General features: G+C 56.9%; 15 protein-coding genes and 1 pseudogene. 12 read left to right on the plus strand and 4 right to left on the minus strand.

Features of this window, described 5'->3' with window-relative positions; translation table 11 throughout:
- The first annotated feature begins 328 nt into the window (after positions 1–328).
- On the plus strand, positions 329–1,795 hold the full coding sequence (locus BIND_RS09275) for a DUF1254 domain-containing protein (RefSeq protein ID WP_012384815.1): 1,467 nt from the start codon (positions 329–331) through the stop codon (positions 1,793–1,795).
- Positions 1,796–2,211: 416 nt separating this feature from the next.
- Here BIND_RS09275 and BIND_RS09280 read toward each other — a convergent pair whose 3' ends face one another.
- Positions 2,212–3,096, minus strand: a complete 885-nt coding sequence (locus BIND_RS09280) for a LysR family transcriptional regulator (RefSeq protein ID WP_012384816.1) — start codon at positions 3,094–3,096, stop codon at positions 2,212–2,214.
- Between the two features lie 159 nt (positions 3,097–3,255).
- On the opposite strand from BIND_RS09280, the gene BIND_RS09285 reads away from it, so the two are divergent.
- The 5 genes from BIND_RS09285 to BIND_RS09310 all read left to right on the plus strand — a co-directional run bounded on the left by BIND_RS09285 (position 3,256) and on the right by BIND_RS09310 (position 12,622).
- Positions 3,256–4,383, plus strand: coding sequence for an alkene reductase (locus tag BIND_RS09285; RefSeq protein ID WP_012384817.1), 1,128 nt, complete (start codon positions 3,256–3,258; stop codon positions 4,381–4,383).
- Between the two features lie 40 nt (positions 4,384–4,423).
- Entirely contained in the window at positions 4,424–5,413 is a 990-nt protein-coding gene (locus BIND_RS09290) for a zinc-dependent alcohol dehydrogenase family protein (protein ID WP_012384818.1), read from the plus strand.
- A 789-nt stretch (positions 5,414–6,202) separates the two neighbouring features.
- Positions 6,203–8,587 (plus strand): heavy metal translocating P-type ATPase, encoded by a 2,385-nt coding sequence (locus BIND_RS09300; RefSeq protein WP_012384819.1) that lies wholly within the window; start codon positions 6,203–6,205, stop codon positions 8,585–8,587.
- 129 nt (positions 8,588–8,716) lie between these two features.
- On the plus strand, positions 8,717–10,840 hold the full coding sequence (locus BIND_RS09305; RefSeq protein ID WP_012384820.1) for a phosphocholine-specific phospholipase C: 2,124 nt from the start codon (positions 8,717–8,719) through the stop codon (positions 10,838–10,840).
- Positions 10,841–11,935: 1,095 nt separating this feature from the next.
- Positions 11,936–12,622, plus strand: coding sequence for a peroxiredoxin-like family protein (locus BIND_RS09310; protein ID WP_012384821.1), 687 nt, complete (start codon positions 11,936–11,938; stop codon positions 12,620–12,622).
- 288 nt (positions 12,623–12,910) lie between these two features.
- On the opposite strand, the gene BIND_RS09315 is transcribed toward BIND_RS09310, so the two are convergent.
- Both BIND_RS09315 and BIND_RS09320 read right to left on the minus strand, forming a co-directional pair.
- On the minus strand, positions 12,911–13,852 hold the full coding sequence (locus BIND_RS09315; protein WP_012384822.1) for an ATP-grasp domain-containing protein: 942 nt from the start codon (positions 13,850–13,852) through the stop codon (positions 12,911–12,913).
- A gap of 26 nt (positions 13,853–13,878) precedes the next feature.
- A complete protein-coding gene (locus BIND_RS09320) occupies positions 13,879–14,379 on the minus strand; it encodes a hypothetical protein (protein WP_012384823.1) in 501 nt (166 codons plus the stop codon).
- Between the two features lie 234 nt (positions 14,380–14,613).
- Here BIND_RS09320 and BIND_RS20585 point away from each other — a divergent pair.
- A pseudogene (locus BIND_RS20585) lies at positions 14,614–14,724 on the plus strand (IS5/IS1182 family transposase); the annotation flags it as partial.
- Between the two features lie 120 nt (positions 14,725–14,844).
- Here BIND_RS20585 and BIND_RS09325 read toward each other — a convergent pair.
- A complete protein-coding gene (locus tag BIND_RS09325; protein ID WP_012384824.1) occupies positions 14,845–15,411 on the minus strand; it encodes a peroxiredoxin in 567 nt (188 codons plus the stop codon).
- A gap of 290 nt (positions 15,412–15,701) precedes the next feature.
- Here BIND_RS09325 and BIND_RS09330 point away from each other — a divergent pair, with 290 nt between their 5' ends.
- The 5 genes from BIND_RS09330 to BIND_RS09350 all read left to right on the plus strand — a co-directional run bounded on the left by BIND_RS09330 (position 15,702) and on the right by BIND_RS09350 (position 25,016).
- Positions 15,702–16,949, plus strand: coding sequence for a methyltransferase domain-containing protein (locus BIND_RS09330; RefSeq protein WP_012384825.1), 1,248 nt, complete (start codon positions 15,702–15,704; stop codon positions 16,947–16,949).
- Between the two features lie 80 nt (positions 16,950–17,029).
- Positions 17,030–18,784 carry a CmcI family methyltransferase gene (locus BIND_RS20135; RefSeq protein WP_012384826.1) on the plus strand — a complete coding sequence of 585 codons (1,755 nt, stop codon included), beginning with the start codon at positions 17,030–17,032 and terminating at the stop codon, positions 18,782–18,784.
- A 658-nt stretch (positions 18,785–19,442) separates the two neighbouring features.
- A complete protein-coding gene (locus BIND_RS09340; RefSeq protein WP_148210603.1) occupies positions 19,443–21,902 on the plus strand; it encodes a TonB-dependent receptor in 2,460 nt (819 codons plus the stop codon).
- Positions 21,903–22,407: 505 nt separating this feature from the next.
- Positions 22,408–23,556 (plus strand): acyl-CoA dehydrogenase family protein, encoded by a 1,149-nt coding sequence (locus tag BIND_RS09345; protein WP_012384828.1) that lies wholly within the window; start codon positions 22,408–22,410, stop codon positions 23,554–23,556.
- A gap of 17 nt (positions 23,557–23,573) precedes the next feature.
- Positions 23,574–25,016 carry an NAD(P)-binding domain-containing protein gene (locus BIND_RS09350; protein WP_012384829.1) on the plus strand — a complete coding sequence of 481 codons (1,443 nt, stop codon included), beginning with the start codon at positions 23,574–23,576 and terminating at the stop codon, positions 25,014–25,016.
- The last annotated feature ends 97 nt before the right edge of the window (positions 25,017–25,113 follow it).

A 25,113-nucleotide genomic window follows, 5' to 3' on the forward strand; every position in this document is an offset into this window, starting at 1 on the left:
CGCTTGCGCGCAGATGTCCTGCATGAGCCGCGAGCGGACCGGCCGCCTTGGGCGATCGAAACGTCGAAGTGGACATTCACGCCTCCATAGCGTCGTTGCAACTCTCAACCCCATTTCGGTCGTTCGCGCTGAACCCCGCATGGATAACCTACCTGGATATTCGCGGCCTTCTCAGTCACTCGTTGATGGATCTGCACGTTGTTGCTTTTCTGGCCGCCGTCTGCCGTTACGGCACTATCGCTCGGGCGGATCGGGTGGTATCGTCGGTTACAGTCGGCTGGATCCTAATTGGGGCGCAATCAAAGAACAACTGCAACGGAGGATCGACGTGAACAGGAACTCGATTGCACTATCTTTGAGTCTTCTTCTAGGTCCAACACTGGCGCAAGGGGCAATAGCTCAGAGCGCATCGCCGGCAATCAGTGAGGCGGAGACGCACGCGATCGCGGTGGACGCCTATATTTATTTCTATCCGCTCCTGTCGATGGAAATCTCCCGACAGACGTTCACCAACGTCGAGCCAGGCAAGGTATTCGGCAAAGGTCCGATGAACACGTTCACTAACGTGCCCGAATATCCTCCGGCTGATTTTAAGGGTGTTGTCCGCTCCAACTTTGACACACTGTACTCCATCGCATGGCTCGACATGGCGAAAGAGCCTGTTGTCATCTCTGTTCCGGATACTAATGGACGCTACTACCTCTTGCCAATGCTCGACATGTGGACAGATGCCTTTGCTTCGCCCGGGTGGCGAACAACAGGCACCCAGGCCGGGACCTTTCTTGTGACGCCTCCAGGCTGGAGGCCGGATTTGCGGGACAGGTTCATCGACGAGTTCAAACTTCCGAAAGAGACCCAACGCATTGAAGCGCCGACGCCTTACGTTTGGCTGATTGGCCGCACCAAAACGGACGGCCCGCCGGACTACGATGCGGTCCATAAGATTCAAGCTGGGTATAAGGTCACGCTACTCTCGGAATGGGGCAAGTCACCGAAGCCGGTCGAAGTCAAAATCGACCCGAACGTCGACATGAAGACCCCGCCAAAGACCCAGGTCGACACTATGGCAGCCGGAAAATACTTCGCCTTAGCCGCCGAGGTGCTCAAGCTTCAGCCTCCGCATATTACCGACGAGCCGATGCTCGCCCAGCTCAAGAAAATCGGGATTGAGGTTGGCAAGAGCTTTGATATCAGCAAACTCGACCCTGCCGTTCAGAAAGCCTTGGAGAGTGCACCGGAGGACGCGCAGAAACTGATGGCTTGGAAGCTGCGCACACTGGCCCGCGTGGCCAACGGCTGGGCGATGAACACCGACACGGTGGGCGTCTACGGCAACTATTACCTGAAGCGGGCGATCTTGGCGCAGCAAGGCCTTGGCGCGAATGTCCCCGAAGACGCGATCTATCCGCTCAACCTCGGCGATGCCGAGGGCAAGCCGCTGGATGGCGTAAACAAATACACGATAACGTTTGAAAAAAGCACCATGCCGCCGGTGAATGCGTTCTGGTCGATTACCCTCTACGACTCAGCCGGCTTCCAGATTGGCAACAGCCTGAACCGCTTTGCGGTCAGCAGCTGGATGCCGTTCAGATACAATGCCGACGGCTCGCTGGACCTCTACATCCAGAATGAGAGCCCCGGAAAGGACAAGGAGGCGAACTGGCTCCCGGCGCCCAAGGAGCCGTTCAACTTGCTGATGCGCATGTACGCGCCTAAGTCGGATGCGCTCATCGGTAAATGGAACCCACCAGCGGTTACGAAGGTTCAAGAGCTTCCAATCTTGGGAACGCAGTAAATTTTCAAACAGAGTGCCGAAGCGTTATCAGCGTCGGCGCATTGACTGGCTGATTGCACCGCAGTCGCGAACGCCCGCTCATTGGCGCTTTTTGCTCTTTCCGATCGAAGAGACAAACGGCTGCTTTCCACCCAAGATGGCCGAAGGCACGCCGCCGGCATGATATCCGCTTTCGAGAAACGACCAACTTCGGCTGAGCGACGGAGATGGGCGCGAAGCGGCCGATGGTAGCTGGCCCCTATAAGGTCGGCCTGGGCCACACCTACAAGGTTCTTCGGATCAAGGACCAGTCTGTCAGTAGCGCAGCAAGCTGTAGAGTGGGTTGCGGGGGCACGCAACACCCGATTCTTGCGATTGGTCGAACAGATGATTCCCAGGCTTGCTGCCTAAATGACAGAAACCTGATGCCTCATTGGTCAATTCTTGAGACATTCCTCGACGAAGGACACGAAGGCCCGGGCCTTCGTGCTCGCCATGCGGCCTGTGGGATAGACTGCGGACAGGCTGATCGCCGGCAACGTCCAGTCGTCTAGCGCGGTTACCACCTCCCCCGTCTTCAATTCAGGTGAAAAAGCGAACTCGGAGGCAATCGTCAGGCCGATGCCGGCGAGCACGGCCGCGCGCAACCCTTCGGTTGCGCTGATGCGCACACGGCCGGAAAGGCCGATTGAGGTTTGCTCGGTGTTGCGCGTGAAGGTGAAATCCTCGCCACCGTTATCCCGTGTGTAGATCACTGCCTGGTGTCCGATTAGGTCGCTCGGCGTTTCTGGCTTCCCGTAGCGTTCAAAATATTCGGGCGTCGCCATCACGAGCCGTCGTCGTTCCGCGATCTTGCGGACGGTCATGCCGGGGTCTGTGAGCGGCCCCATACGCAAAGCGACGTCGACTCCCTCTGCCACAAGGTCGATGTTGCGATCCTCAAGGAGGAGATCAACTTCGACGTTGGGATGGGTCGCAAGGAAGGCCGGCAGCTTGGGCACGATGTGCAGGCGGGCAAAACAGACCGCCGCCGAGACTCGCACCCGCCCAGAAAGGCCAGCGGCCGTCCCGCGGGCGGCGAGCACCGCTTCATCGGCCTCCTCGATCGCGCGTCGCGCCCGCTCGTAAAAACTCATTCCCGCTTCGGTCGGCGCCAAGCCGCGAGTCGAGCGCAAAAGCAAGCGGACGCCGAGCCAATCCTCCAGCTGCGCAATCGCTTTGGAAACAGTGGGCTGGCCGATGTTTTGGATGCGCGCAGCCGCCGAAAAGGAGCCGGTGTCCACCACCCGCACGAAAGTTTCGATCGCTAGCAGCCTGTCCAATTATTCATTCCTTTTTGGAATAAATCATATCCAACAGCCGGCCTTCTGCCAATGATCGAGAATGAGCAGGTTAGGCCACAGCGCAGCATGAGCTGCCAGCAACCAGGGTCCCCTGGGGCGACGTCACGAGAGCCCCAGCTGGAGAGTCGGAGAGCTGTTATGTCGAACCTAGCAAAGCTGTTCACCCCAATCAAAGTCGGTGCTTACACCCTGTCGCACCGGGTCGTGCTCGCGCCGATGACGAGGCTGCGGACTATTCAGCCGGGCGATATCCCGAGCCCGATGATGGCCGATTTCTACGGTCAGCGTGCCTCGCAAGGTGGTCTCGAGATCATCGAAGGCGTCAGCATTTCCATCCCCGCCCGCTCCTATCTGGGCGCGGCGAGCTTCTATCACGACGGTCAGGTCGAGGGCTGGAAGGCGATTGCCGACGCGGTTCATGCCAAGGGTGGCCGCGTCTTCATGCAGCTCATTCATGGCGGTCGGCAGAGTCATATCGATATGACTGGCGGCGTCGCTCCGGTCGCGCCTTCGGTCGTTCCCTTTGACGGCGTGGCCTTGACCAAGGACGGCTGGGTGCCGGTCTCTCCGCACCGCGCGCTGGAGATCGAGGAGATCCCGGGCATCGTCGAGGAATTCCGCGTCGCGGCCCAACGCGCGCTCGATGCCGGCTTCGACGGGGTCGAGTTGCACGGCGCCAACGGCTATCTGGTCGACCAGTTCATCCAGGACGGCACCAACAAGCGCACTGATGCCTATGGTGGGCCAATTGAGAATCGCGTGCGTTTCCTGAAGGAAGCGGTCGAAGCGCTTATCTCCGTCTGGGGTGCCGATCGGGTCGGCGTCCGCATCTCGCCATCGGGCGAATGGGGCGGCATCTCGGACAGCGATCCGGAAGCGACCATCTCTTATGTGGCGCAGTTCCTCGATCAATATGGTCTCGCCTACCTGCACGTCATCGAACCGCGCATCAAGGGTGACTCGACCCTCCACGAGGGCCATCCCCCGGTCGCGGTCAAGTTTCTCCGCCCGCATTTCTCCGGCCCGATCATCGCCGCCGGCGGCTTCGATCGTGAAAGTGCGATTCACATCGTCGAAGCCGGTGACGCTGATCTTGTCGCCTTCGGCCGTCACTTCACCTCGAACCCGGACCTGCCCTATCGCCTGAAGCACAATGTCCCGCTGACGCCCTATGTGCGTGATGCCTTCTGGGGCGGCAACGAGAAGGGCTACACGGACTTTCCCGCCATCGAACCCGCCACCGCCGGACTCGCCGCGACGGCCTGAGCCCAAGTGCCAAGCCTCGCCCATCCAAACGGAGATTCACATGTCCCGCACCATCAAATTCTCCAAGGCCGGCGGTCCGGAAGTCCTCGAGTTCATCGAGACGGAAGTTGCGGCACCCGGCCCTGGCGAGGTCCGCATCAAGGTCAAGGCGATCGGCATCAATCGCGCCGAGTCCATGTGGCGGCGCGACGACTATATCGAGCCGGTCCAGTTCCCGGCCGGCCTGGGCTACGAGGCCGCCGGCGTCGTCGATGCCGTGGGCCCCAATGTCACGGACGTCGCGGTCGGCGACGAAGTTAACGTGATGCCGTCCTTCTCGATGAACGAGTACCACACCTATGGCGAGCTTATCCTCGTGCCGGCTTATGCTGTAGTGCCGCACCCGAAGTCGTTGTCTTTCACCGACGCTGCTTCAATCTGGATGATGTTCGTCACCGCCTATAGCGCGCTCATTGAAGACGCGAAGGTGACCAAGGGTGATTTCGTCCTCATCCCCGCGGCTTCCAGTAGCGTTGGACTGGCGGCGATCCAGATCACCAACTACGCCGGTGCGACGCCCATCGCTCTCACCCGCACCTCGGCGAAGCGGCAGCAGTTGCTCGACGCCGGCGCTGCGCATGTGATCGCCACCGAGGAGGTCGATCTGGTCGCCGAAATAATGCGGATCACCGACGGCAAGGGCGCCCGCGTTGCCTTCGATCCCGTCGGCGGCCCGGCTTTCCCGACTCTGATCTCGGCGCTGGCCTTCCAGGGCATCGTCTATCTCTATGGCGCGCTTGCCGAGGGCCCGACCACACTGCCGGTCCTAGAGATGATCGCCAAGATGCCGACCGTGAAGGCGCACAACATCTGGCTGACGAGCGGCGACGAGACCCGTCGCAAAGCCGCGATCGCCTATGTCCTCAAGGGCCTTGAGGTCGGCGCGCTCAAGCCCATCATCGATCGCACGTTCAAGTTCGAGGATATGGTCGAGGTGCACCGCTACCTTGAGCAGAACGGTCAGTTCGGGAAGATCGTCGCAACCCTCTGACAGCATCACTGCAGCCGGCATCGAACGCGCAGTTACAACCCGGCGCGGGCGCACCAGCCGGTCTGTTGGATTGCCATTAACTACACAACTCCGATGCGTTTTGAGGGGATAAAGCATTAGCTTGAGACAAAATAAGAGATTTTGTCTCAGATAAGCCACCTACTCAAGACAATCAGGCATAATAAGAACGATTCCTTAATGTAGTTTTGGTTTTTGTTCTGCTAGCTTGCCACGAAATTACCCTGCATGCAGGGTAATTTCGTGTTGTTTGCATCAAACAATCAAAATGTCTTAAGTTAATGGCCGCGCCCAAGTTAATGCATCAGCTAAATGACTGACATAACTATCATCGATATCCCGTGGTTATTGACATTCCGACAATGCTGAAGGCAAACGCTACGGCCAGCGTGGCCCGGATGGCCGCATCGCGCCGAGGCCTGCTGTTTGAGTCGGAAATCGACCGGTATTCCGGCCCCAGCGGATCATTCATCGTTTGGATCGACACTGAGACAAGGCGCCGCGCTGATCTCGAAATGCCGTTTCTTGGAAGAGGTCGGATGATCCTCGTCATGGTAGACTGCAACCAAGTGCCGCAGCAAATCCTCTATGAAGATCGACGGCTCTCACTCAAATATTTCCCAACGGCGCGATGGTCACAACGAGTTCGCGTTTTCCGGCTTCGATAATGTTCATCCTGAAACCCTTACAAATCTTTACGCATGAAAGTTCCAGCCAACCGTTCCCGTTATGGGGAGGTTTAGGCTCGCCTCAATAAGGAGTGCGCCGACCATGCAGACGAAGACGTCAATGACAGAAGGCGATCATGAACATTGCGCCGCAGATCATGGCCATGATCATCATCATGAAGCTCCGTCAAAGGATGGAGGCCAGATGAAAGACCCTGTCTGTGGCATGAGCGTCGATCCGCACACAGCCAAGCATCATGCTGAGCATAGTGGGCGGACCTATTATTTCTGTTCAGCTAGCTGCGAGACGAAATTCAGAGCCGATCCGGGACGCTACATCGCACCGCAAGTCCAAGCACCCGTGCCGGAAGGAACAATCTATACCTGCCCCATGCATCCTGAAGTGAGACAGGTGGGGCCTGGTTCCTGCCCGATCTGCGGCATGGCACTGGAGCCGGTCAGCGCGGCGCAGGAGGCGGCGCCCAATCCCGAACTCGCCGATATGACGCGCCGGTTCTGGCTGGCCCTAATCCCGACCGTGCCAGTTTTTCTGATCGAAATGGGCGGCCATTTTTTCCCGATCATCGAACGGATCGGCATGCAGACCGTCAATTGGATCGAATTGGTCCTGGCGACACCCGTCGTCTTGTGGGCGGGCTGGCCGTTCTTCGAGCGCGGCTGGCGCTCCGTCGTCGCGCACCATCTCAATATGTTCACGCTCATCGCGCTCGGAACGGGAACCGCCTGGCTCTATAGTGTGATCGCGACCTTGGCACCCGGCCTGTTTCCAGCGGCTTTGCGCGAGCATCATGGCGCGGTGCCGAGCTATTTCGAGGCGGCGGCCGTCATTACCGTTCTGGTCCTTCTCGGCCAGGTGCTCGAATTGCGCGCACGGGAAAGCACTGGCGGCGCCATTCGCGCTCTGCTCGACCTTTCGCCAAAACATGCGCGCCGCATCCGCGCCGATGGCGCCGACGAAGAGATCTTGCTCGCCGATGTGCAGGTGGGCAATCATCTGCGCGTACGGCCCGGCGAGAAAGTACCCGTTGATGGCAAAGTGATCGAAGGCCGTTCCGCGCTCGATGAATCCATGGTGACGGGTGAATCCATGCCGGTCACCAAGGAGGTGGGCGGCACGGTCATCGGCGGCACGCTTAACCAGAGCGGTAGCCTGGTGATCGAAGCCGAGCGCGTCGGACGTGAAACCTTGCTCGCCCGGATCGTGCAAATGGTCGCCGAGGCGCAGCGCACCCGCGCCCCCATCCAGCGTGTGGCGGATCAGGTCGCGGGATGGTTTGTGCCGATCGTTCTCGGCATCGCCGTTTTGGCCTTTGCGGCATGGATGACGTTTGGCCCTGAACCACGCTTCTCCTTTGCGCTGCTCGCGGCTGTTTCCGTCGTGATCATCGCTTGTCCCTGCGCGCTGGGCCTTGCCACGCCCATGTCGATCATGGTCGGCGTGGGGCGTGGCGCACAGGCCGGCATTTTGATCAAGAATGCAGAAGCCCTGGAACGGCTGGAAAAAGCCGACACACTGATCGTCGATAAGACGGGGACCTTGACCGAAGGCCATCCGGCCGTAACCGCCATCATCACGGCGGATGCCACCCAATCTGAAGACGAGCTCCTGACCTATGCGGCGGCTGTCGAGCGGTCGAGCGAACATCCGCTCGCCGCCGCCATTGTCGCGGCGGCAAAGGCCCGTAATCTGACGATTCCCGAGGCCAGCGAATTTTCCGCGCCGGCCGGCAAGGGCGCCTTGGCGCGTGTCGAAGGCCACCAGGTCTTCATCGGCAATGCGGCCTTGTTGGCGGACCAGAAGATCGATCTCACCCCGCTTGCCGAAAAAGCCGAAGCGCTACGCCAGAATGGAGCGACGGCGGTCTTTGTCGCCATTGATCAGAAGCTTGCTGGAGTTTTCGGTATCGCTGACCGGATCAAGACTTCGGCCGCGGCGGCTTTGGCGGCCCTACGGGCCGAGAAGATTCGCGTCGTCATGCTGACCGGCGACACGAAAACCACGGCTCTGGCGGTCGCGCGGCAACTCGATATCAGCGATGTCGAGGCGGGCGTTGCACCCGAGCGGAAGGCCGAGGTCGTCAAGCGTTACCGGACGCAAGGCAAGATCGTGGCTATGGCGGGCGATGGCGTCAATGATGCACCAGCGCTCGCCGCCGCCGATATCGGCATTGCCATGGGAACGGGAACGGATGCCGCGATCGAAAGCGCTGGCATCACCTTGCTCAAGGGCGATCTCGGCGCGCTCGTCAAGGCTGGCCATCTGTCGCGGGCGGTCATGTATAATATCCGTCAGAATCTTGTGTTCGCCTTTATTTATAACGCGCTTGGCGTGCCGGTCGCGGCGGGTGTTTTGTATCCATTGACCGGCCTGTTGCTTTCGCCAGCCCTTGCCGCCCTAGCTATGTCTCTGTCTTCCGTCAGCGTCATCTCTAATGCGCTCAGGCTGAGGATGATTGATCTCAAATAACCTTAGAATCTATCCCGGTGGGCATTGCGAACGGGACGAACTATCCACAGGGTCGTCTCGGATACTGACAGAGTACTGTCACCAACATCCGCTAGAGCTGCATGCAATGCCACCCACCTGAGACATATCATGACCGAATCCGATCGCCGGAGTTTCCTCAAGCTCGTCGCTTCAGGCGCCATGGCGGGGACATTGCAACAGAGCATCGGCAAGGCATTGGCCCTGCCCGCCAACAACCGCACGCGGTCGATTGATGACATTGAGCATGTCATCTTCCTCATGCAGGAGAACCGCTCGTTCGATCATTATTTCGGCATGTTGCAGGGCGTTCGCGGCTTCAACGATCCGCGCGCCGTGCGTCTGTCTTCCGGCGCCCTCGTATGGAGCCAGCCCAACGGAAGCAGCGTCGTCATGCCCTTCCATCCAGATGCTCCCGATATGGGCATGCAGTTCCTCGAAGACCTGCCGCATGGCTGGGAGGACACGCATAATGCCTGGAACAAGGGTCAATGGGATGGCTGGATCCCCGCGAAGAGCGCAACCTGCATGGCGCATCTCACGCGCCAGGACATTCCCTTCCATTACGCGCTTGCTGACGCCTTCACGATCTGCGACGCCTATCATTGTTCGATATTGAGCTCGACCGACCCCAACCGCTATTACATGTGGACTGGCTGGGTTGGTAATGACGGCTCTGGCGGCGGACCGGTGCTCGATAATGCGGAAGCCGGCTATGGCTGGCACACTTATCCAGAGCGTCTCGAAGCCGCCGGCGTCTCCTGGAAAATATATCAGGATATTGGCGTCGGGCTCACCGCCGATGGATATTGGGGTTGGACGAGCAATCCCTATATCGGCAATTATGGCGATAATTCGCTGCTCTATTTCCATCAGTATCAGAATGCGCCGTCCTCCTCGCCGCTGGCGCAAAAGGCCCGCACCGGAACCAATATTTCTGCTTCCGGTACATTGTTCGACATCTTCAAAAACGACGTTCAGTCCGGCAAGCTGCCCCAGGTATCCTGGATCGCCGCTCCCGAAGCCTATACAGAACATCCGAATTGGCCGGCCAATTACGGCGCTTGGTATGTCTCGCAGATCCTCGACATTCTGACGGAGCGGCCGGACGTCTGGAGCAAGACCGCGCTCTTCCTCATGTATGATGAGAATGACGGCTTCTTCGATCATGTGGTCCCCCCGGTTCCGCCGATGAGCGCGGATTACGGCAATTCGACTGTGTCCATCGCCAATGAGATCTTCCCGGGCAGCTCCAATTATCATAGCGCGCCCTACGGACTTGGCGTGCGGGTGCCTATGGTCGTCATCTCTCCCTGGAGCCGCGGTGGCTGGGTCAATTCCGAGGTTTTCGACCACAGCTCGCTGGTCCGCTTCCTCGAAGCCCGCTTCGCCCGCCATTATCCGGGCCTGATCGAGCCCAACATCACTCCCTGGCGCCGCACAGTCACAGGCGATCTGACCTCGACCTTCGATTTCAAGACGCCCAATGCCTTTAAGGTGGCTCTGCCCTCGACGAAATCCTATGCGCCTGTGGATGCAAACCGTCACAACAGCTACGTTCCGGCCGTCCCGACGAAGCAGCAAGTGCCAGAGCAGGAGTCCGGCATCCGCCCCGCGCGCGCCCTGCCATATGATCTGCAGGTCCAGTCCATACCTCAGGCTAACGCGTCCAAAATCACGCTCGTTTTCCGCAATACCGGCGAAGCGGGAGCGGTGTTTCATATCCGTGATGCTTCGGGCAGGACGCCGCCCCATTCCTTCACGGTCGAGTCCCGCAAGGAACTGAGCGATGTCTGGACCAGCGCCGCAGATGGTTCCTACGATCTCTCGGTCTACGGTCCCAACGGCTTTTACCGTCACTTCAAAGGCAATTTGAAAGGAGCGAGCTTCGCACAGATCAGCGTCAATACGAGGACTGATCGCCTTGCGCAAATGCTGCTCATCGATCTGGCGAACGTCGGCTATACCACCGCGCGGCTGATCTTGACCAATGCTTACACCGGCGCGGTCATCCGTCACCAAGTGGTCAAACCGTCGCAATCGCATGTGGTGACGGATTGGGCCCTCGAAGCTGGCGGCTGGTATGACATCACTGTCGAGATCGAAGGCGATCAGAGCTTCAAGGCTCAGCTGGCCGGCCATATCGAGAATGGCCGCGACAGCATCACCGACCCGCTGATGGGCCGCGTGCCCTTCCCGCTGCCGCAGCGACAAGCCGCCGCCGGTGACGAATAGTCAATAACTCATGGCGGAATCCTAAATTGTTAAGGGTGTCAGGTAGCCGTTAACGACGCGACTCTTGGGAATACTGAAGCGTAGCATCAGTATTCCTGACACAGATCTGATGTATCTCGATGGCAAGCATAGAGCAGCTCTTGCCTCAAGGTTGTATCTACCTGAGACTGCTCAAGCAGCGCAGTACTGAATGCGGCAATTCTGCGAGGACGGCCAAGATGGCCGCCTCCCCTCTTGCGTGGCTGCGTCTGATAAAGCTTGCAGCCATCCCTGCAGATCCTGATTGAACTGATACACGGTCGCTAGCATCGCCACGCGTTTGAACGGATGTGAGGTGTCCGGGACGATCAGCCTGAAGCCGACACGGCAGTCTTTTGCGCTTTGGATCGGCGCCGATGCCAATTTCCAAATCAGTCGCGGAGGTCGCCATCCGCACGTCCGTCCGGGGGGCTCGCTGGGGCGCTCAGCTGATGCTGCATGTGCGAGCCGCCCATCTCAATGGCAACCTTGAATGTATGTGGTCTTCAACGACCCAACCCAATGCCTTCGACGAAGGACGCGCTGCTCAAAGCCGCATACCTCCAAGTTTTTGTCGGCCTCTATTTAACTGCTGTCCGACATAGAGGCGCAAAGTCCAATCATTTCCTCAATACGCCGTTAGCCGGAAATTTTTGCAGCGCACCCCTGGAATCTGAAGAAATAGGCCATCCATGCCTCGTTCTCATCCGTAACCTTGCGGATTTCATAAACTCTTGGATGAGAACTTCAAATTTTTCAAAGCACGCCAACAGGCGTATTGATGTTTAGATCATCTAATAAGTAGACTAATTTAGTCTATATCATAACTTCAACATGCCAATAAATACTTTTTATTCTGAAGGTATAATGAGATGGCCCGGCATCGCACGGACAAGTGCACTCGAGCACCATTATCACGACATTCTCTGCAGGCGCGCGCACACGCCGCAGGATGACGTCGTTCTGATCAACGCAGGTAAATAGGCGTTGCAAGCCCATGCCGAACCCGAGGCTGGATGCGAAAGCGCTTCTTGAACCAGCCCCCTGCACTGAGTGAACACGAAAAAGGAAAGATCTATGTCCAAACAATCATTGAGTGAACTTTTCGCAGAGTTGCAGGCAGAGCGTCAGAAGACATGGGAACCTGAAGCCTACCAGAGACAAGCCAACCAGAGACAAACGCTCGTCGAGGATTTCGCGAAGCGGACCTATGCTGCCGCGGGCGATATCGTTGCCCCCTTGCCATTGCTTGATGTGACAGGCGGCACCATCGAGCTCGACGATCTCGTCGCCAACCGACCAGCGGTTCTCATTTTCTTTCGCCACGCGGGGTGCCCGGCGTGCAATATCGCGCTTCCCTATTATCAGCGCGAGCTCGCTCCGACCTTGAAAACGCTCGGCGTGCCACTCGTCACCGTAAGTCCGCAGGTGCCAGAGCGCCTCGGCGATATCAAGGCACAGCATCAATTCGATTTCATCGTCGCTTCCGATCCCAACAATGACCTGGCGCGAAGCCTCAACATTGTCTTCGAGTCGGACGAACCTTCAAAACAGGCGGCGCTCGCCAAGGGCTATTCTCTTCCAGAGATTATAGGAACGGGAACCTGGGAGCTGCCGACACCGGCGGTCATCATTCTCGATCGCGGCAGGGTCATCCGATTCATTGATATCAGCCCCGATTGGGTGGTGCGCACAGAGGCCGAAACCATCATATCTCGGCTTCAGGAAGTCATTGAGAAGACGGCTGAGCCGCAGCTCGCCTGACAGCTTTCTTTTTCCTTTGAGAAACCCGCTGCAGCGGGTTTCTTCTTTCCAGCCTCAGGCGTTGATCCCGCACATTGATGGAATAGGTTTTGGATGAGCTTTTCAAACTCTTTCGTTCAGACTTTGCAGGTGTATTCGTAGGAAGTGAGGCCCTTCAGTGTTTTAGAGCCTCCGGCCATAATTGTAGGCGTTGATGAAGTCTGTCAGGGGCTCATTTCCCCAACACGCCGTTAAACACAAAATTTTGCGACAAGGCCCGCATAGGGGCATCCTGCCTGCTATTTCGGTCTATTTGAGCAGCCGTTGCGCTATCGCAGCGCTAATCGGTAGATCGGCTTCAATTTCAATCCACAAGAACTGGCCTTCTGGATTGGATTCAAAGAAAACATAGCCGTCTTCGGGTGAGTATCGCATGTCTACTGCACTATAGACCAATCCAAAACTCTGTACGAGCTGAACGAGCTTCTCTGTGACCTCAGCCGGAAGCTGAAATGGTGAGACTTTTGTCGGCACAAAGCGAGTGTCAGGTGTATCGAGTGTTTCGTCATAGTCTATTCGGCCAGTAAATACATCATTCCCGATCACGATCGTTCTTAGATCGTATGCCCCTTTAACGTAACGTTGAAATATAGCAGGGCAAGTACTCAAGCGATCGAGATGACGAAAGTCACCATCTTTGAAGTGACGCGTCCCGTATGCTCCCAAAGAGGTTCCGGAGAGCATTTTGTAGACTACTCGACCGTGAAGACTTTTGATAAAGGCCTCTGCTTCCTCAGGATTATTTGTAATCAAAGTATCTGGCACCTTCAAACCTATGCGACTAGCACGCAAAAGTTGTGTTGGCTTATGTGCCGCCTGTTGGCTACGACCCAGATCGTTGAAAGCATTGCGTACGAAAGCGTCAAGTGATCCTATGATCGCGGCACGCCTTTCGTTGGCTATGGTGATATCTAGTTTGCTCGATGTCGTTACCTTCTCACGGGTTAGTGGAAATGGGCGGCGCCACCAAAGGCCGGTAATCGACGCGAGATCTAAGCTTTCACCCGTCTTGCCGTCTCGAATCATTCCAGAAGCCGATCCCAACTTAATTTGGGTAGCGAGATCGAACTCTCTAGTAAATGCTTGAAGATCAATGACCCTTACCAGCGATCCAAGCTTCTCAAGCTCATGCCTGACTGCATGAGCGTGTATATCAGCCTGATGCGATACGATTACCGCCTTGCGAGGCAATGCCCGAGCTCCTTGGCAGCTATAGATTAGCCATCATCGACAATACTATCGTCTGTCCGCTTACCACCACAGAAAGATTTTGAACCTGTAGCATAGGCGTCCAATTCTTCTAGATCAACACCACCGAGCAGAGGGGCAACGTAACCAGTGGCATTGCGCCACCGTGCTTCTTTCGGACTAACCATTTCTTGATTAGCCGTCACCGAAGAAGCTCGAAGCAAGCTAAATGGTACTGATGCTGAGACATCGGCAGCGGATACCTCCTGAGATATCACTAATACCGTATCTGGCTTAAGTTTAAGTGTCGCCGCCTGCCCATCTTGGCTCGGGTCTTCCCTCCCATCGATGCTGAGAACTTCAGATCGATCTACCTTATAATTGGTATTTAGGAATCGGAAAATGAGGCTGGTCGATGTCACACCTAGCACGAAAACAGGCATGCTAATCTCGGTATTTCGACTAAGTGGCACTTCATCAGTGCGAACTAAATGCGGGTTCTGTTCTATGAAAGCATCCAAGCTACCCACAATAATACTCCCTCGAGCAAATACAGATAGTAACAAAAACAATAACCTCAGCGCCTTATTTAAAAGCGCCCCCAAATAAAACGCACAAAGATATTTTTTGCAAGGTCTCAATTTTCGCTAGGTAGTGATGATGATTTAAGATTTAGGAGATTCCCTGATGTCGGAAAATGCGATTCAACATTGTTTTTTAGGAGATCAGTGATGGATTGCGCTGCTTTGCGGGACGATTAATGAGAACGGCTTAAGGATTTTGTCTCGGGTGAGCGTAATGGCAAGCGTGGTCCCCGCAGCAACAACCGCCTGTTTCTCGATACTCTTTTGTGGATGGCCCGGTCGGGCGGGCGAAAGGGCGCGAAGAAGCGCAAGCTGCTCGAAGCGCGGCAGCGGAACAAGGCTTCTCCCCCGCCTGTAGCAGGGACATGAACGGAAGAGTCAGAAGAGGCTTCCATGCTGCAGCATTGGAAATCAGGTACGGTGTGACCGGAGCCAAGAAATAACATCAGAGACATTCTGATCGGGCGGGAAAACGGGATAGAAGACCTGTCTGATGCTTCCTGTCTCGATGATGAACGTGATGCGCTTGAGTAAAGTTATACCGTCTACCTCGAATGTCGGCAGATGCAGTGCCTTGGTAAGCGCCAGTTCATGATCGGACAGCAGCGGAAAGGGCAGATGCAGCCGCTCTACCGCCTCTTGCTGGTAAAGAGTGTCCTGTGTCGAAAGACCGAACAAGTAATCGACATTCAATTCACGCAATTCAGCGAAGTGATCCCGAAAGGCACAGGCTTGGGGAGTGCAACCTCGCGCACCAGGAATGATGTCCCATTCTTCCGGCAAAGGAATATCCGGCCGTCCTGTTCGAGGATAAGCGTAAACTACGGTGAGTCCCGTCAGCGCTGCTAAGTCGATCGTCCTCCCATCCGTCACCATCAAGGGCACATGGGGCATCATCGCCTGATGCAAGTGGTCAGCCTTGCCATCATCCTCCGGAACCGGAATCCGGGACCAATCGACATCCTGTAGCTTGTTCATCGGACTGCTTGCCTTTTTCAGAACGGCTGGCTGCCTGGCCTCTCTCTATAGGCTTCGCTATGATTCCTCGATCAACCCGGCCAAGCGCCCTTAAAAGCGAATGCTTGCCCGCTATTGTCTCCTTGTCAAAATTGGTAGGTTCGCGCGTCTCATTTAAAGGGAATCGGTTGCCAAATGAGAATGTTTCAGAAGGAAACGTCCTGTGGCGTGACGGGAGCCAGCGGCCCCCAATAATGTCATGAGACGGTGAAAACGAATTCAAACGGTTCGCGGCCTATAAGGAGGCAAAGATGCATCCATCGTCCCTCGAGAACATGCAGCGGTGCTTGTCCTGGTACGGTCCCGCAACCTCGAAACGCGTGGTCGATATCGGCGGGGCGAGCGTCAACGGCTCCTACCGCGACATTTTCGTCGATGCTTCGGAATTCCTTTGCCTCGACCTACAGGGAGGGCCCAGCGTCGATATTGTTCTCGACGATCCTTACCGCCTGCCCTTCCCCGATGAATCCGTCGACGTTGTCATTTCTGGCCAGATGCTGGAGCATTGCGCGCAATTCTGGCGCCTGTTCACGGAAATCGCCCGCGTGCTCAAACCGGAGGCGCTGTTTTTCATCATCGCGCCCTCCGCCGGCCCGATCCATCGCTATCCTGTCGACTGCTACCGTTTCTACCCTGACGCCTATCAGGCGCTGGCGGACTGGAGCGGACTGCGCCTCGTCCATTGTTGGCATGACGAACGCGGCCCGTGGCGTGACCTCGTTGGCGTGTTCCAGAAGGGCGGAACGCTGGAAAAGATCGCCCATCCCAAAAGCGCGACCTTCCCGCCGCACTATGTCGCGCCCAACAGCGATCGCGCGACGGAAGCCCTATCCGGCCAACGCAATTATCTCGACGTCCTCGCCGATATGCATAAGATCGTAAATCCGCGTCTCTATCTTGAGATCGGCATCCGCAAAGGCCGCAGCCTCGCGCTCGCCAGTTGCAAGGCCATCGGCATCGACCCAGGCCCCGAACTCGAAGTCCGGCCGAACGATCTCGATCTTTATACCTGCACGAGCGACGATTTCTTCTTTTTCGCCGTTCAGGACGCAATCACGGCACCGGTCGACCTCGCCTTCATCGACGGCATGCATCTCGCCGAATATGTCTATCGCGACTTTATGAATCTCGAACGGTTCATGAGCCCATCCGGCGTCATCGTCATCGACGATGTGCTGCCAAACCACCCCCTGCAAGCAGCCAGAGACCGGCAAACCCAGGCCTGGACCGGCGATGTCTGGCGTTTCCCACAAGTGCTCGCCAAATTGCGCCCAGATCTCAAGCTCACATGGCTCGACACGGAACCGACGGGGCTGCTCGTCGTCAGCCGGCTCGATTCCGGCAACACTGTCCTGAGCGACCGTTATAATCCCGTCATCCGGCAGATTTTGGAAACGCCGCAGGAACAGCCGCCGGCTGAACTCATCGAGCGCACATTTGCCACCGCGCCCTCAGAATCGAACATTCGTGCCGCCGTCTCGCCAGCCGATCCGGCGTAACCGGCACAGCCGCGCTTCTAATTTCGGCCATGTCCAAACACGGGCTAACGCACGACTGACGCACAGACTTGGAACACAAGATGGATCTCAGCCTCATTGTTTGCGCCTATGCGATGTCGCGCGAATTGCCCCGGACGATTTATACTTTAAGCCGAAACTATCAGCGTGGGATCGAAAGTCTCGACTATGAGATCATCGTCGTGGACAATGGCTCGCCCGAACCGGTCGACGAAGCCGCCCTTAGCGGTATCGCTCCGAACGTGCGCGTTATCCGGACTCATCCGGCGCCCTCCTCACCCGTCAAGGCGATCAATGCGGCCGCCAAGACCGCCGGCGGGCGAATGCTGGGCTTGTTCATCGATGGCGCCCGCATGGCGTCGCCCGGACTGATCGCACGGGCGCACGAAGCCTATCAATCTGATCCCTCGAAGATCATCGGCAGTCTCGCCTTTCACCTCGGGCCTGACGTGCAAATGCGCTCTGTTTTCGCCGGTTATGATCAAGCGATCGAGGACAGACTGCTCGACACGACGCCTTGGCAAGAGAACGGTTACAAGCTGTTCAACATTTCCGCCCTTGCCGGGTCGTCAGCGGAAGGCTGGTTCGGCTGCATCGCCGAGTCGAATGGCGTCTTCCTCGACCGTGATCTCTGGCAACAATTGGGCGGTTTGGAAGAGCGTTTCGTCACGCCAGGCGGCGGCCTCGCTAATCTCGATTTCTGGGAGCGAGCGGTGACTGCATCGAGCGGGCGGGCGTGGATGATCCTCGGCGAAGGAACCTTCCATCAAGTCCATGGCGGTGTCGCGACCAACGGCACCGAGGCCACACGCGAGCCGATGCTCGCGGAATACAGACAGATCCACGGTCGGGCCTTCGTCACGCCGCGCTACACGCCACAATTCGTCGGCGCGCTCGACGATGAGATGATCTCCCGCCGTGTCGGCCTCCCCGCCACCTTGCCGAGAAAGGCCTATTCGATCAATGACCGCGCCTTCGCGGTCGCCCTACCACCCCACCTCTTGGACGCCGTGCAGGACGGGACGTTGCGCACACGCTACAAGGGATTACGCCTGGCAAAAAATCCCTTCGACCTCGCACTCTATCTTCGCCTCTTACAGGCCCTCAAGCCGCAAACGATTATCGAAATCGGCACGTCGGAGGGCGGCAGCGCACTCTGGCTGCGCGACCAGTGCCATACGCTTGGCCTCACCACCAAAATCCTGAGCCTCGATCTCGTGACACCAACCTTGAGCGTCGAGGGCGTGACCTTTTACAAGGCCGATAGCACATACCCGCGCGAGACTTTCCCGAACGAGGACATTCTCTCAGCGCCGCATCCTTGGCTTGTGATCGAGGACAGCGCCCATAGCTACGCCTCGGTGAGCGCAATTCTTGACTATTTCGATAGCCGCCTCCGACCCAATGATTACATTGTTGTCGAGGATGGCGTCGTCGCCGATCTGCGCGACCCGCATTACCGCCAGTTCGACGACGGTCCCAACCGGGCTATCGCCGAATTCCTTGCCAAAGCGGGGGACAGATACCGTATCGACACGGACTATTGCGATTTCTACGGGCATAATATGACTTATTGTCCAAACGGCTGGCTCGTTCGGTGTGAGGAAAAGCCCAACCCGTCGATGCTCGAAGGTGGCGGTGGTGAGAACGAAAGCCCCTCTTTGGACGCGACGACGAACGAGCCGCAGAAAGACCCCGACGGCACTCAGACGGCCATCACTGTCAATCTGAATACACTTGAGTCACGGTCTTTGTTCGCCGCTATAAGACAAAAAATTTACTTGTTTCTCCGTTCAAATTTACGCGGTCGGCTCTGACTGGCGAGCGAGCCGACGCTCGTTCATAGACTGTTACATCAGGGGGCTCATTATCTCCCCTGAACGCATGAGATCGGCAATCCTTTAGGGATACTCTGCGTGAAGGGTGAATGCCGCTCCGAAAAGTTTTGTCTCATTCGGCCATGAACGGTCGCGTGTTTACGCGGTGATGTCCGGTCCCCAAAAGCAAGCCGCTTATCCATTACTTAGCAATCCTCGACTTTACTATTCAAGAAATCGAGCTTCGTTGCTCTTCTCATCCGACAATTTAACGCATGATCATCTCAGTAGAGGGCAATCTTTACTGAATAGAGGCTGGCGTGGCTCTCATCTTTTTAGCTTAAAAATTTACTGCGCCATGACGAGATAAATAGTTATCCTAAAATCCATACAAAATATGGAAAATTATACCATTATCCAGCTTCATCAACGACATAATGCAGAAATTCAAATTTTTTCCCTCCTTAAGGCCATGATAGGTCCTCGTGAAAATATCTAGTTTTATAGACGGCGATACTGGTGTGTTAACATGACAAGAAAATATTATACGAGGTGCCTCTCGTTGCGCCGCGGACTTTTGTCAAGCGCTTCAATAGCTCCTTTCGCATTAGGCATCTTGTATATCCCTTTGGCACATCCAGTCGAAGCGGCGGCCGGCATGCATCAGCATGGCGCATCCCAAGCTCAGAATGAGGGTAGCCCGCAAGATACGGCTCAGGGTGCCGCGCAAGACGGCACCGTTCAGGATGTCGTCGTGGTGGGTGAGGAGGATCGGGGCGAGCAAAAAATGGAGGAGGTGATGATGCACACGCCTCGTTCTGGCGACGTCGTCACCGGAAAGCAGGCTCAAGAGCAGCAATTCACAACTCTGAATGATTACGCCCAGAAGATCCCAGGTTTCAGGCCCAATATCACGACGCCGCATTTTTCGAGAATGGCGATTCGTGGTCTAGGTTCGGCAATGGCTGGCGCGACCTCGGCGGGTTATCAGTCGGAAACAGGCTTCGTTGTCGATAATGTTCCATGGATTCAACCTGAATATCAGGCCGGCGATTGGACCAATATCGAATCTTTCGAAATCTCTTACGGCCCGAGCGGCACGAGCGGCGGCAAGAACACCGATGTCGGCACGATCTATATAACAACACCTTTGCCGTCCTTCGCGCGAAAAACACAGCTCGAGACGTCGATCGGCAGTTATGGCCATGTCATCCAGAAGGTGGATGCGACTGGCCCGGTCATCGATGAAGCCTTGGCTTATCGCGTCAGCGGTTATTACGAACGTGCGAGAGGCTGGATCCGAGATGCCGGAAACGGTCAGGACTACGGCGACATCAACCGCCAGGGTATTCGTATTCAGCTTCTCGGCGTTGGCGAAAATTTCACGGATCGATTTATTTTTAGCTTCAATAATATCGCGGAATATACCGGCTACGGCCAAGGCGCGGGCGGTGGCAGCGCAACCGCGCCCATTGGCGATTCATTTCTCGTCTATGCCAATGGCACGCGACCAGCGTCCACCTATTTCCAAACGTTTGCGAATCGACTTGGCAAGCCGATCCAGACGACTAATCCCTATCAACCGTACCTCGGCCATCCCGGCCTGGATTACGCCAGGGTCGGCACCATATCGAACGAGCTAAACTATCAGTTGGGACAACATACTCTAACGTCCATTACCGCATTCGGCTATTTCAACGCGCCAATGTATGATTGCACGGATAACCAAAGTGCCTGGATCGGCGCCGGCACCTGCAATATGGACAATTATGGCATGCAGGTGTCGCAGGAAGTGAGGCTCTCATCCCCTAAGGGAGAACAATTCGAATGGTTGGCGGGTCTTTATACGCTTTATGAAAGCAACTGGGCAAGAATGCATCATACGGAATTGGGCCCCTATGCAGCCCAATGGCTCAATAATCCTGCCGCCATGCAGGGTCTTATCAATTGGTTCAATACCGGAGTGCGGGATACCCAGGTCGCGGGCTATGCCTCGGGGACTCTCCATTTCACCGACAAATTCTCGATTACGGCAGGCGTACGCAACAGTTATGATATGCGATATCAGACAACAACCTGGGTTCCGCAACTCGTGTCTGGTAGCCCTTATAGCTATGCGCAGCAAATCTCTGCTCTCATCGCTGGGGGCGGCGGCGGAAATGTGACAACTGGCGGACATACGAATAATCACAACGGTGTTACAGCGCTCCTCAATCCGTCCCTCCAGGTGAACGATAACATTCTTCTCTACGGCTTAGTCGGCCGCGGCGACAAGGCCCCCACAGCGAACGGTACGGCGGGCCCGGTCACGCCCGGCAATCTCGCTAATGGCTTCACACCGTTCTTCAACAAATCGACGCGGTCGCTCGATTATGAAATCGGGCTCAAAACCAATTGGTTCGATGACCAATTCGTTTCCAATGTCAATTTCTATTGGAATGATTTGTGGAATTTCCAAACGCCGCAAAGCTTGCTCTACACGACAAGCGCCGGCATTCTTGCTTCTACGAGTTATATGGGCAATGCGCCGCACGTCCGCCTACGCGGCGTTGAATTCATCGAAAGATGGGCTCCGAATTTCATTCCGGGGCTACAGGTTCATGCGACCGGCGCCTATACAGAAGCACGATACATCTCGTATGATCAAGCGCCGGCGCCAGCAGACTATACCTATCCAGGCGGGCCTTCTACCGTCAGCCTGTCAAATACGCGTATGACGGGTGTGCCCTGGTGGTCGTTCAATGTCGGTGTCGATTATGCTCATCCGGTTGGTCAGGTCTTTCGTGAACTCGGTGAAGCTCTTCACGATACCAGCGCTTGGACAACGACCTCCTATACCGCCTTCGGCTACGGAAATGTCGCCTGGTTCAACAAGAGCCAGCTCACAAATCCGAGATCTGTTTATCAATATTGGCAGCCTGCCTATTCACTCGTCAATCTCGGGGCCGGCTTACGTACGGACGACCGTAACTACGCTGTCACTTTCTGGGTCAAAAACCTTTTCGATGCGCGGCCATTCAGCGCGTTTACAGTTGGTAACGCAACCGCTCCCGCAGCCGTCAGCCTTACGATGCAGGGGCCGCGCTACTTCGGCGTAACGTTCTCGGCGGCACTCTAATATCCACCCTCATTGAAGCGCAACTCGTCGCGGTTCAATGAGGACAAGTGGATACGGTTAAAAAGTGACGGTTCGAGAATCTGTGATTCTCGATACGAGGGAACCTGTCCGATTCCCTCTTAGCGTAGATTGCTATGCTCGTATGCAAGGTCACACGGGCATACCCATAAAGCCGCTGACATTTTCGACGGTGGCTTTTGACCGCTCCGGCAAAACGATACGGCAAGTGGTCTTTTTTCAATCACGCATTGGCGAAAATCAAAGTTGACTATTTTTATAGTCTTTATAAATTCATAGAACGAACAGCAATCGAAACGCATGTGATGATCAAAGCAAATGACACAAACATGCTCCATAGAAGGCAATTTCTAGGAAAATTTTCTGCCCCACTGTGTCTCGGGTGATCTCGGTGATTACGCATACGGCCTATGATCGGGAAGAACACGCTTGATATCTGGAATACGTGCCCGGCGTGTATGTGGCCGTTAGAACTCCAGGGAGCCTCATGAACACGCATGTCACTGATCTGCCCTCTCTTCTCGGCACCGCACGAGTTCTCGCCGAAAGCTTCGCCGAGACGGCAGCCCATTATGATGCCACAGGCGCCTTTCCGTTTGCGAATTTCCAGGCCCTGTTCGACTCCGGCCTTCTGACACTCACGGCGCCAAAGGCCTATGGCGGGGCGGGCCGGGGGCTCGTCGATGCCCAGGCCGTCATCAGTGAGATCGCAAGGGGTGAGGCCTCGACGGGCCTGGTGCTCGCAATGAACTATTTCCAGAACGCCAATATGGCGCGACCCACACAATGGCCTTCCCATGTGGCGGCAGCAGTGGTCAGACGCTCACTCGAAGAAGTGACGCTCCTGAACGCTGCTCAGGCAGAGCCGAATATTGGCTCGCCCTCTCATGGCGCCCTGCCCGAGACACGGGCGCGGCTTGTCGAGGGAACCTGGCGGATCACGGGCCGCAAGGCCTATGTGACGGGCCAGCCCGGCCTTGCCTTCGCGGCCGTTTTCGCCGTGACCGAGGAAGATGATCCGCGTCTCTCTCATTTCCTCGTCCCGCTCGACGCGCCCGGGATCAGAATCATCGAGACTTGGAACGCCACCGGCATGCGGGCGACAGCCAGCCATGACATCATTTTCGATAATGTCGCCGTTCCCCTTGATCATCGTCTCGATGATCAGCCTGCCGAGGGAGGCGTCAAGCGTGACGAGACGAGCATGGCCTGGGCTTCGATCTTGATCGCTTCCGTCTATGACGGCATCGCGCGGTCGGCACGTGACTGGATCGTCGATTTCGTCAAGAACCGCGTGCCCGGAAGTCTCGGCGCACCCTTGGCGAGCGTGCCGCGCATTCGCGACGCCATCGGCGACATCGAGGTGCGTCTCATCACCAATGCCCGGCTCCTGCGCTCGGTGGCGGAAGATGTCGATGCCGGGCTGCCGCTCGGACCCGCGCCCGCCAGCGTCAGACATGTCGTCATCGAAAACGCTTTCGCCGTGACGAGCCTCGCTCTCGAACTCGGTGGCAATCCCGGCGTCTCGCGAGCCAATCCGCTGGAGCGTCATCATCGCAACGCCCTCACCGGGCGCGCCCATGCCCCCCAGGGCAATTTGATCCGCGGCATTGCCGCCCGCGCCATTCTCGACTGATCGCCGCAGGAGGCTTCATGACAGATAGTGACACTTTCGACATAGAGGCGCTGAATGCGCTCCGCCTGCTTGGTCCCGACCCCGCCGATTGGGTCGCCGAGCGGCCGGGCCTCGATCATAATGTGACGATCGTCGGCGGTGGCCAGACGGGCACCGCCTTCGCTTTCGCCTTACGTCGGGCCGGCATCGGCAAGGTGACGATCATCGATGCGGCGGCGGACGAAAATGGAGCCGGCATCTGGCTGACTCGCGCCCGCATGAACAAGCTCAGGACCCCCAAAAATCTGGTCGGCCCTGAACTCGGTCTCCCGGCCCTCAGCTTCCAGGCCTGGTATGAGGCGCGCCATGGCGCCGAGGCCTATGCTGCGATCGATCGCATCCCGCGCACGGCCTGGGCCGCTTATCTGAAATGGTATCGGACCTTTCTCGGTATCGAGATTCGCTACGGGACACGGCTCGCGCGCGTCGAGCCCGCCGATGGCGCTTTCCGCCTGCATCTCGAAAGCAAGGGTGAACCGAGGATAGAGACCACACGGAAGATCATTTTCGGCAATGGCATTCTAGGAAGCGGCGGCGCCTTTATCCCCGAGGTTTTGGCCAAGGGACTGCCGCGCAGCCTGCTCGCGCATACATCCGATCCGATCGATTTCTCCGCGCTCAAGGGCAAGGATGTTGCCGTTGTCGGCGGCGCGGCATCGGCCTTCGACGCGGCTGCCACGGCGCTCGAGGCTGGTGCGGCCTCGGTCCGCTTGTTCAGCCGGCGCGAGACTCTCGCGAGCGTGCCGATCCTGCGTGTACGCGGCTATCCCGGCGCCTATGACAATTATGCCTATTTACCGGATGCCATCCGCTGGCATCAAGCCATTCGCTATCGTCAGGCGGGCTCAACGCCGCCACCGGATTCCATTGAGCGCGTCCTGAGATTTGCGAATTTTCATCTGCATCTGGGCGCTCCCTGGACGGAGGCACATGTTCGGGACGGGCGCGCAGAGACGACGATCAAGGGCGAAACCTTCGCGTTTGATTACGTGATCGCCGGCACCGGCTATTTCTCCGATCCGAATGTCCGGCCGGAACTGGCGGATTTCGCGGAAGATATTCTGCTCTGGCGGGATTTCTATACGCCGCCAGCCGATGAACAGGATGCCTATCTCGGCGCGCATCCCTATCTCGGATTTGGCCATGAATATCTCGAAAAGGAACCGGGTACGGCGCCGTTTTTGAAAAATATCCATGTCTTCAATCCGAGTGGTTTCGTCTCCTTCGGCCTTCCAATCGGCGATGTGCCCAGCCTGAAGCGCGATGTTCCTGGCGTCGTCGCGCGCATCAGCCGCGATCTTTTCCTGGATGATCTTCCAGCCCATGAGCGCCGTATCACGGGCACCGTTCCACCGGATTTCGAGGACAGTCTTTATGCGGGCGCAGTCCATGGCGACAGGCAAAAGGTGGCTGCTGATTAAAGTCTAATCCTACGCGTTTTCAAAGATCTACGGAATCGAACCGGCGCCTGTTTTGGCCTTCTGGTTCGATGCGATTGACGATCCAGCGATTGAAAAG

Origin of the sequence: Beijerinckia indica subsp. indica ATCC 9039, assembly GCF_000019845.1 — a bacterium.
GTDB lineage: Bacteria > Pseudomonadota > Alphaproteobacteria > Rhizobiales > Beijerinckiaceae > Beijerinckia > Beijerinckia indica.

Excerpts from the sequence above, each read along its gene's own strand:
- BIND_RS09290 (WP_012384818.1), top strand. The coding sequence starts at position 4,424 with ATGTCCCGCACCATCAAATTCTCCAAGGCCGGCGGTCCGGAAGTCCTC.
- BIND_RS09285 (WP_012384817.1), top strand. The coding sequence starts at position 3,256 with ATGTCGAACCTAGCAAAGCTGTTCACCCCAATCAAAGTCGGTGCTTAC.
- BIND_RS09345 (WP_012384828.1), top strand. The coding sequence starts at position 22,408 with ATGAACACGCATGTCACTGATCTGCCCTCTCTTCTCGGCACCGCACGA.
- BIND_RS09310 (WP_012384821.1), top strand. The coding sequence starts at position 11,936 with ATGTCCAAACAATCATTGAGTGAACTTTTCGCAGAGTTGCAGGCAGAG.
- BIND_RS09325 (WP_012384824.1), bottom strand. The coding sequence starts at position 15,411 with ATGAACAAGCTACAGGATGTCGATTGGTCCCGGATTCCGGTTCCGGAG.
- BIND_RS09340 (WP_148210603.1), top strand. The coding sequence starts at position 19,443 with ATGCATCAGCATGGCGCATCCCAAGCTCAGAATGAGGGTAGCCCGCAA.
- BIND_RS20135 (WP_012384826.1), top strand. The coding sequence starts at position 17,030 with ATGGATCTCAGCCTCATTGTTTGCGCCTATGCGATGTCGCGCGAATTG.
- BIND_RS09330 (WP_012384825.1), top strand. The coding sequence starts at position 15,702 with ATGCATCCATCGTCCCTCGAGAACATGCAGCGGTGCTTGTCCTGGTAC.
- BIND_RS09300 (WP_012384819.1), top strand. The coding sequence starts at position 6,203 with ATGCAGACGAAGACGTCAATGACAGAAGGCGATCATGAACATTGCGCC.
- BIND_RS09350 (WP_012384829.1), top strand. The coding sequence starts at position 23,574 with ATGACAGATAGTGACACTTTCGACATAGAGGCGCTGAATGCGCTCCGC.
- BIND_RS09305 (WP_012384820.1), top strand. The coding sequence starts at position 8,717 with ATGACCGAATCCGATCGCCGGAGTTTCCTCAAGCTCGTCGCTTCAGGC.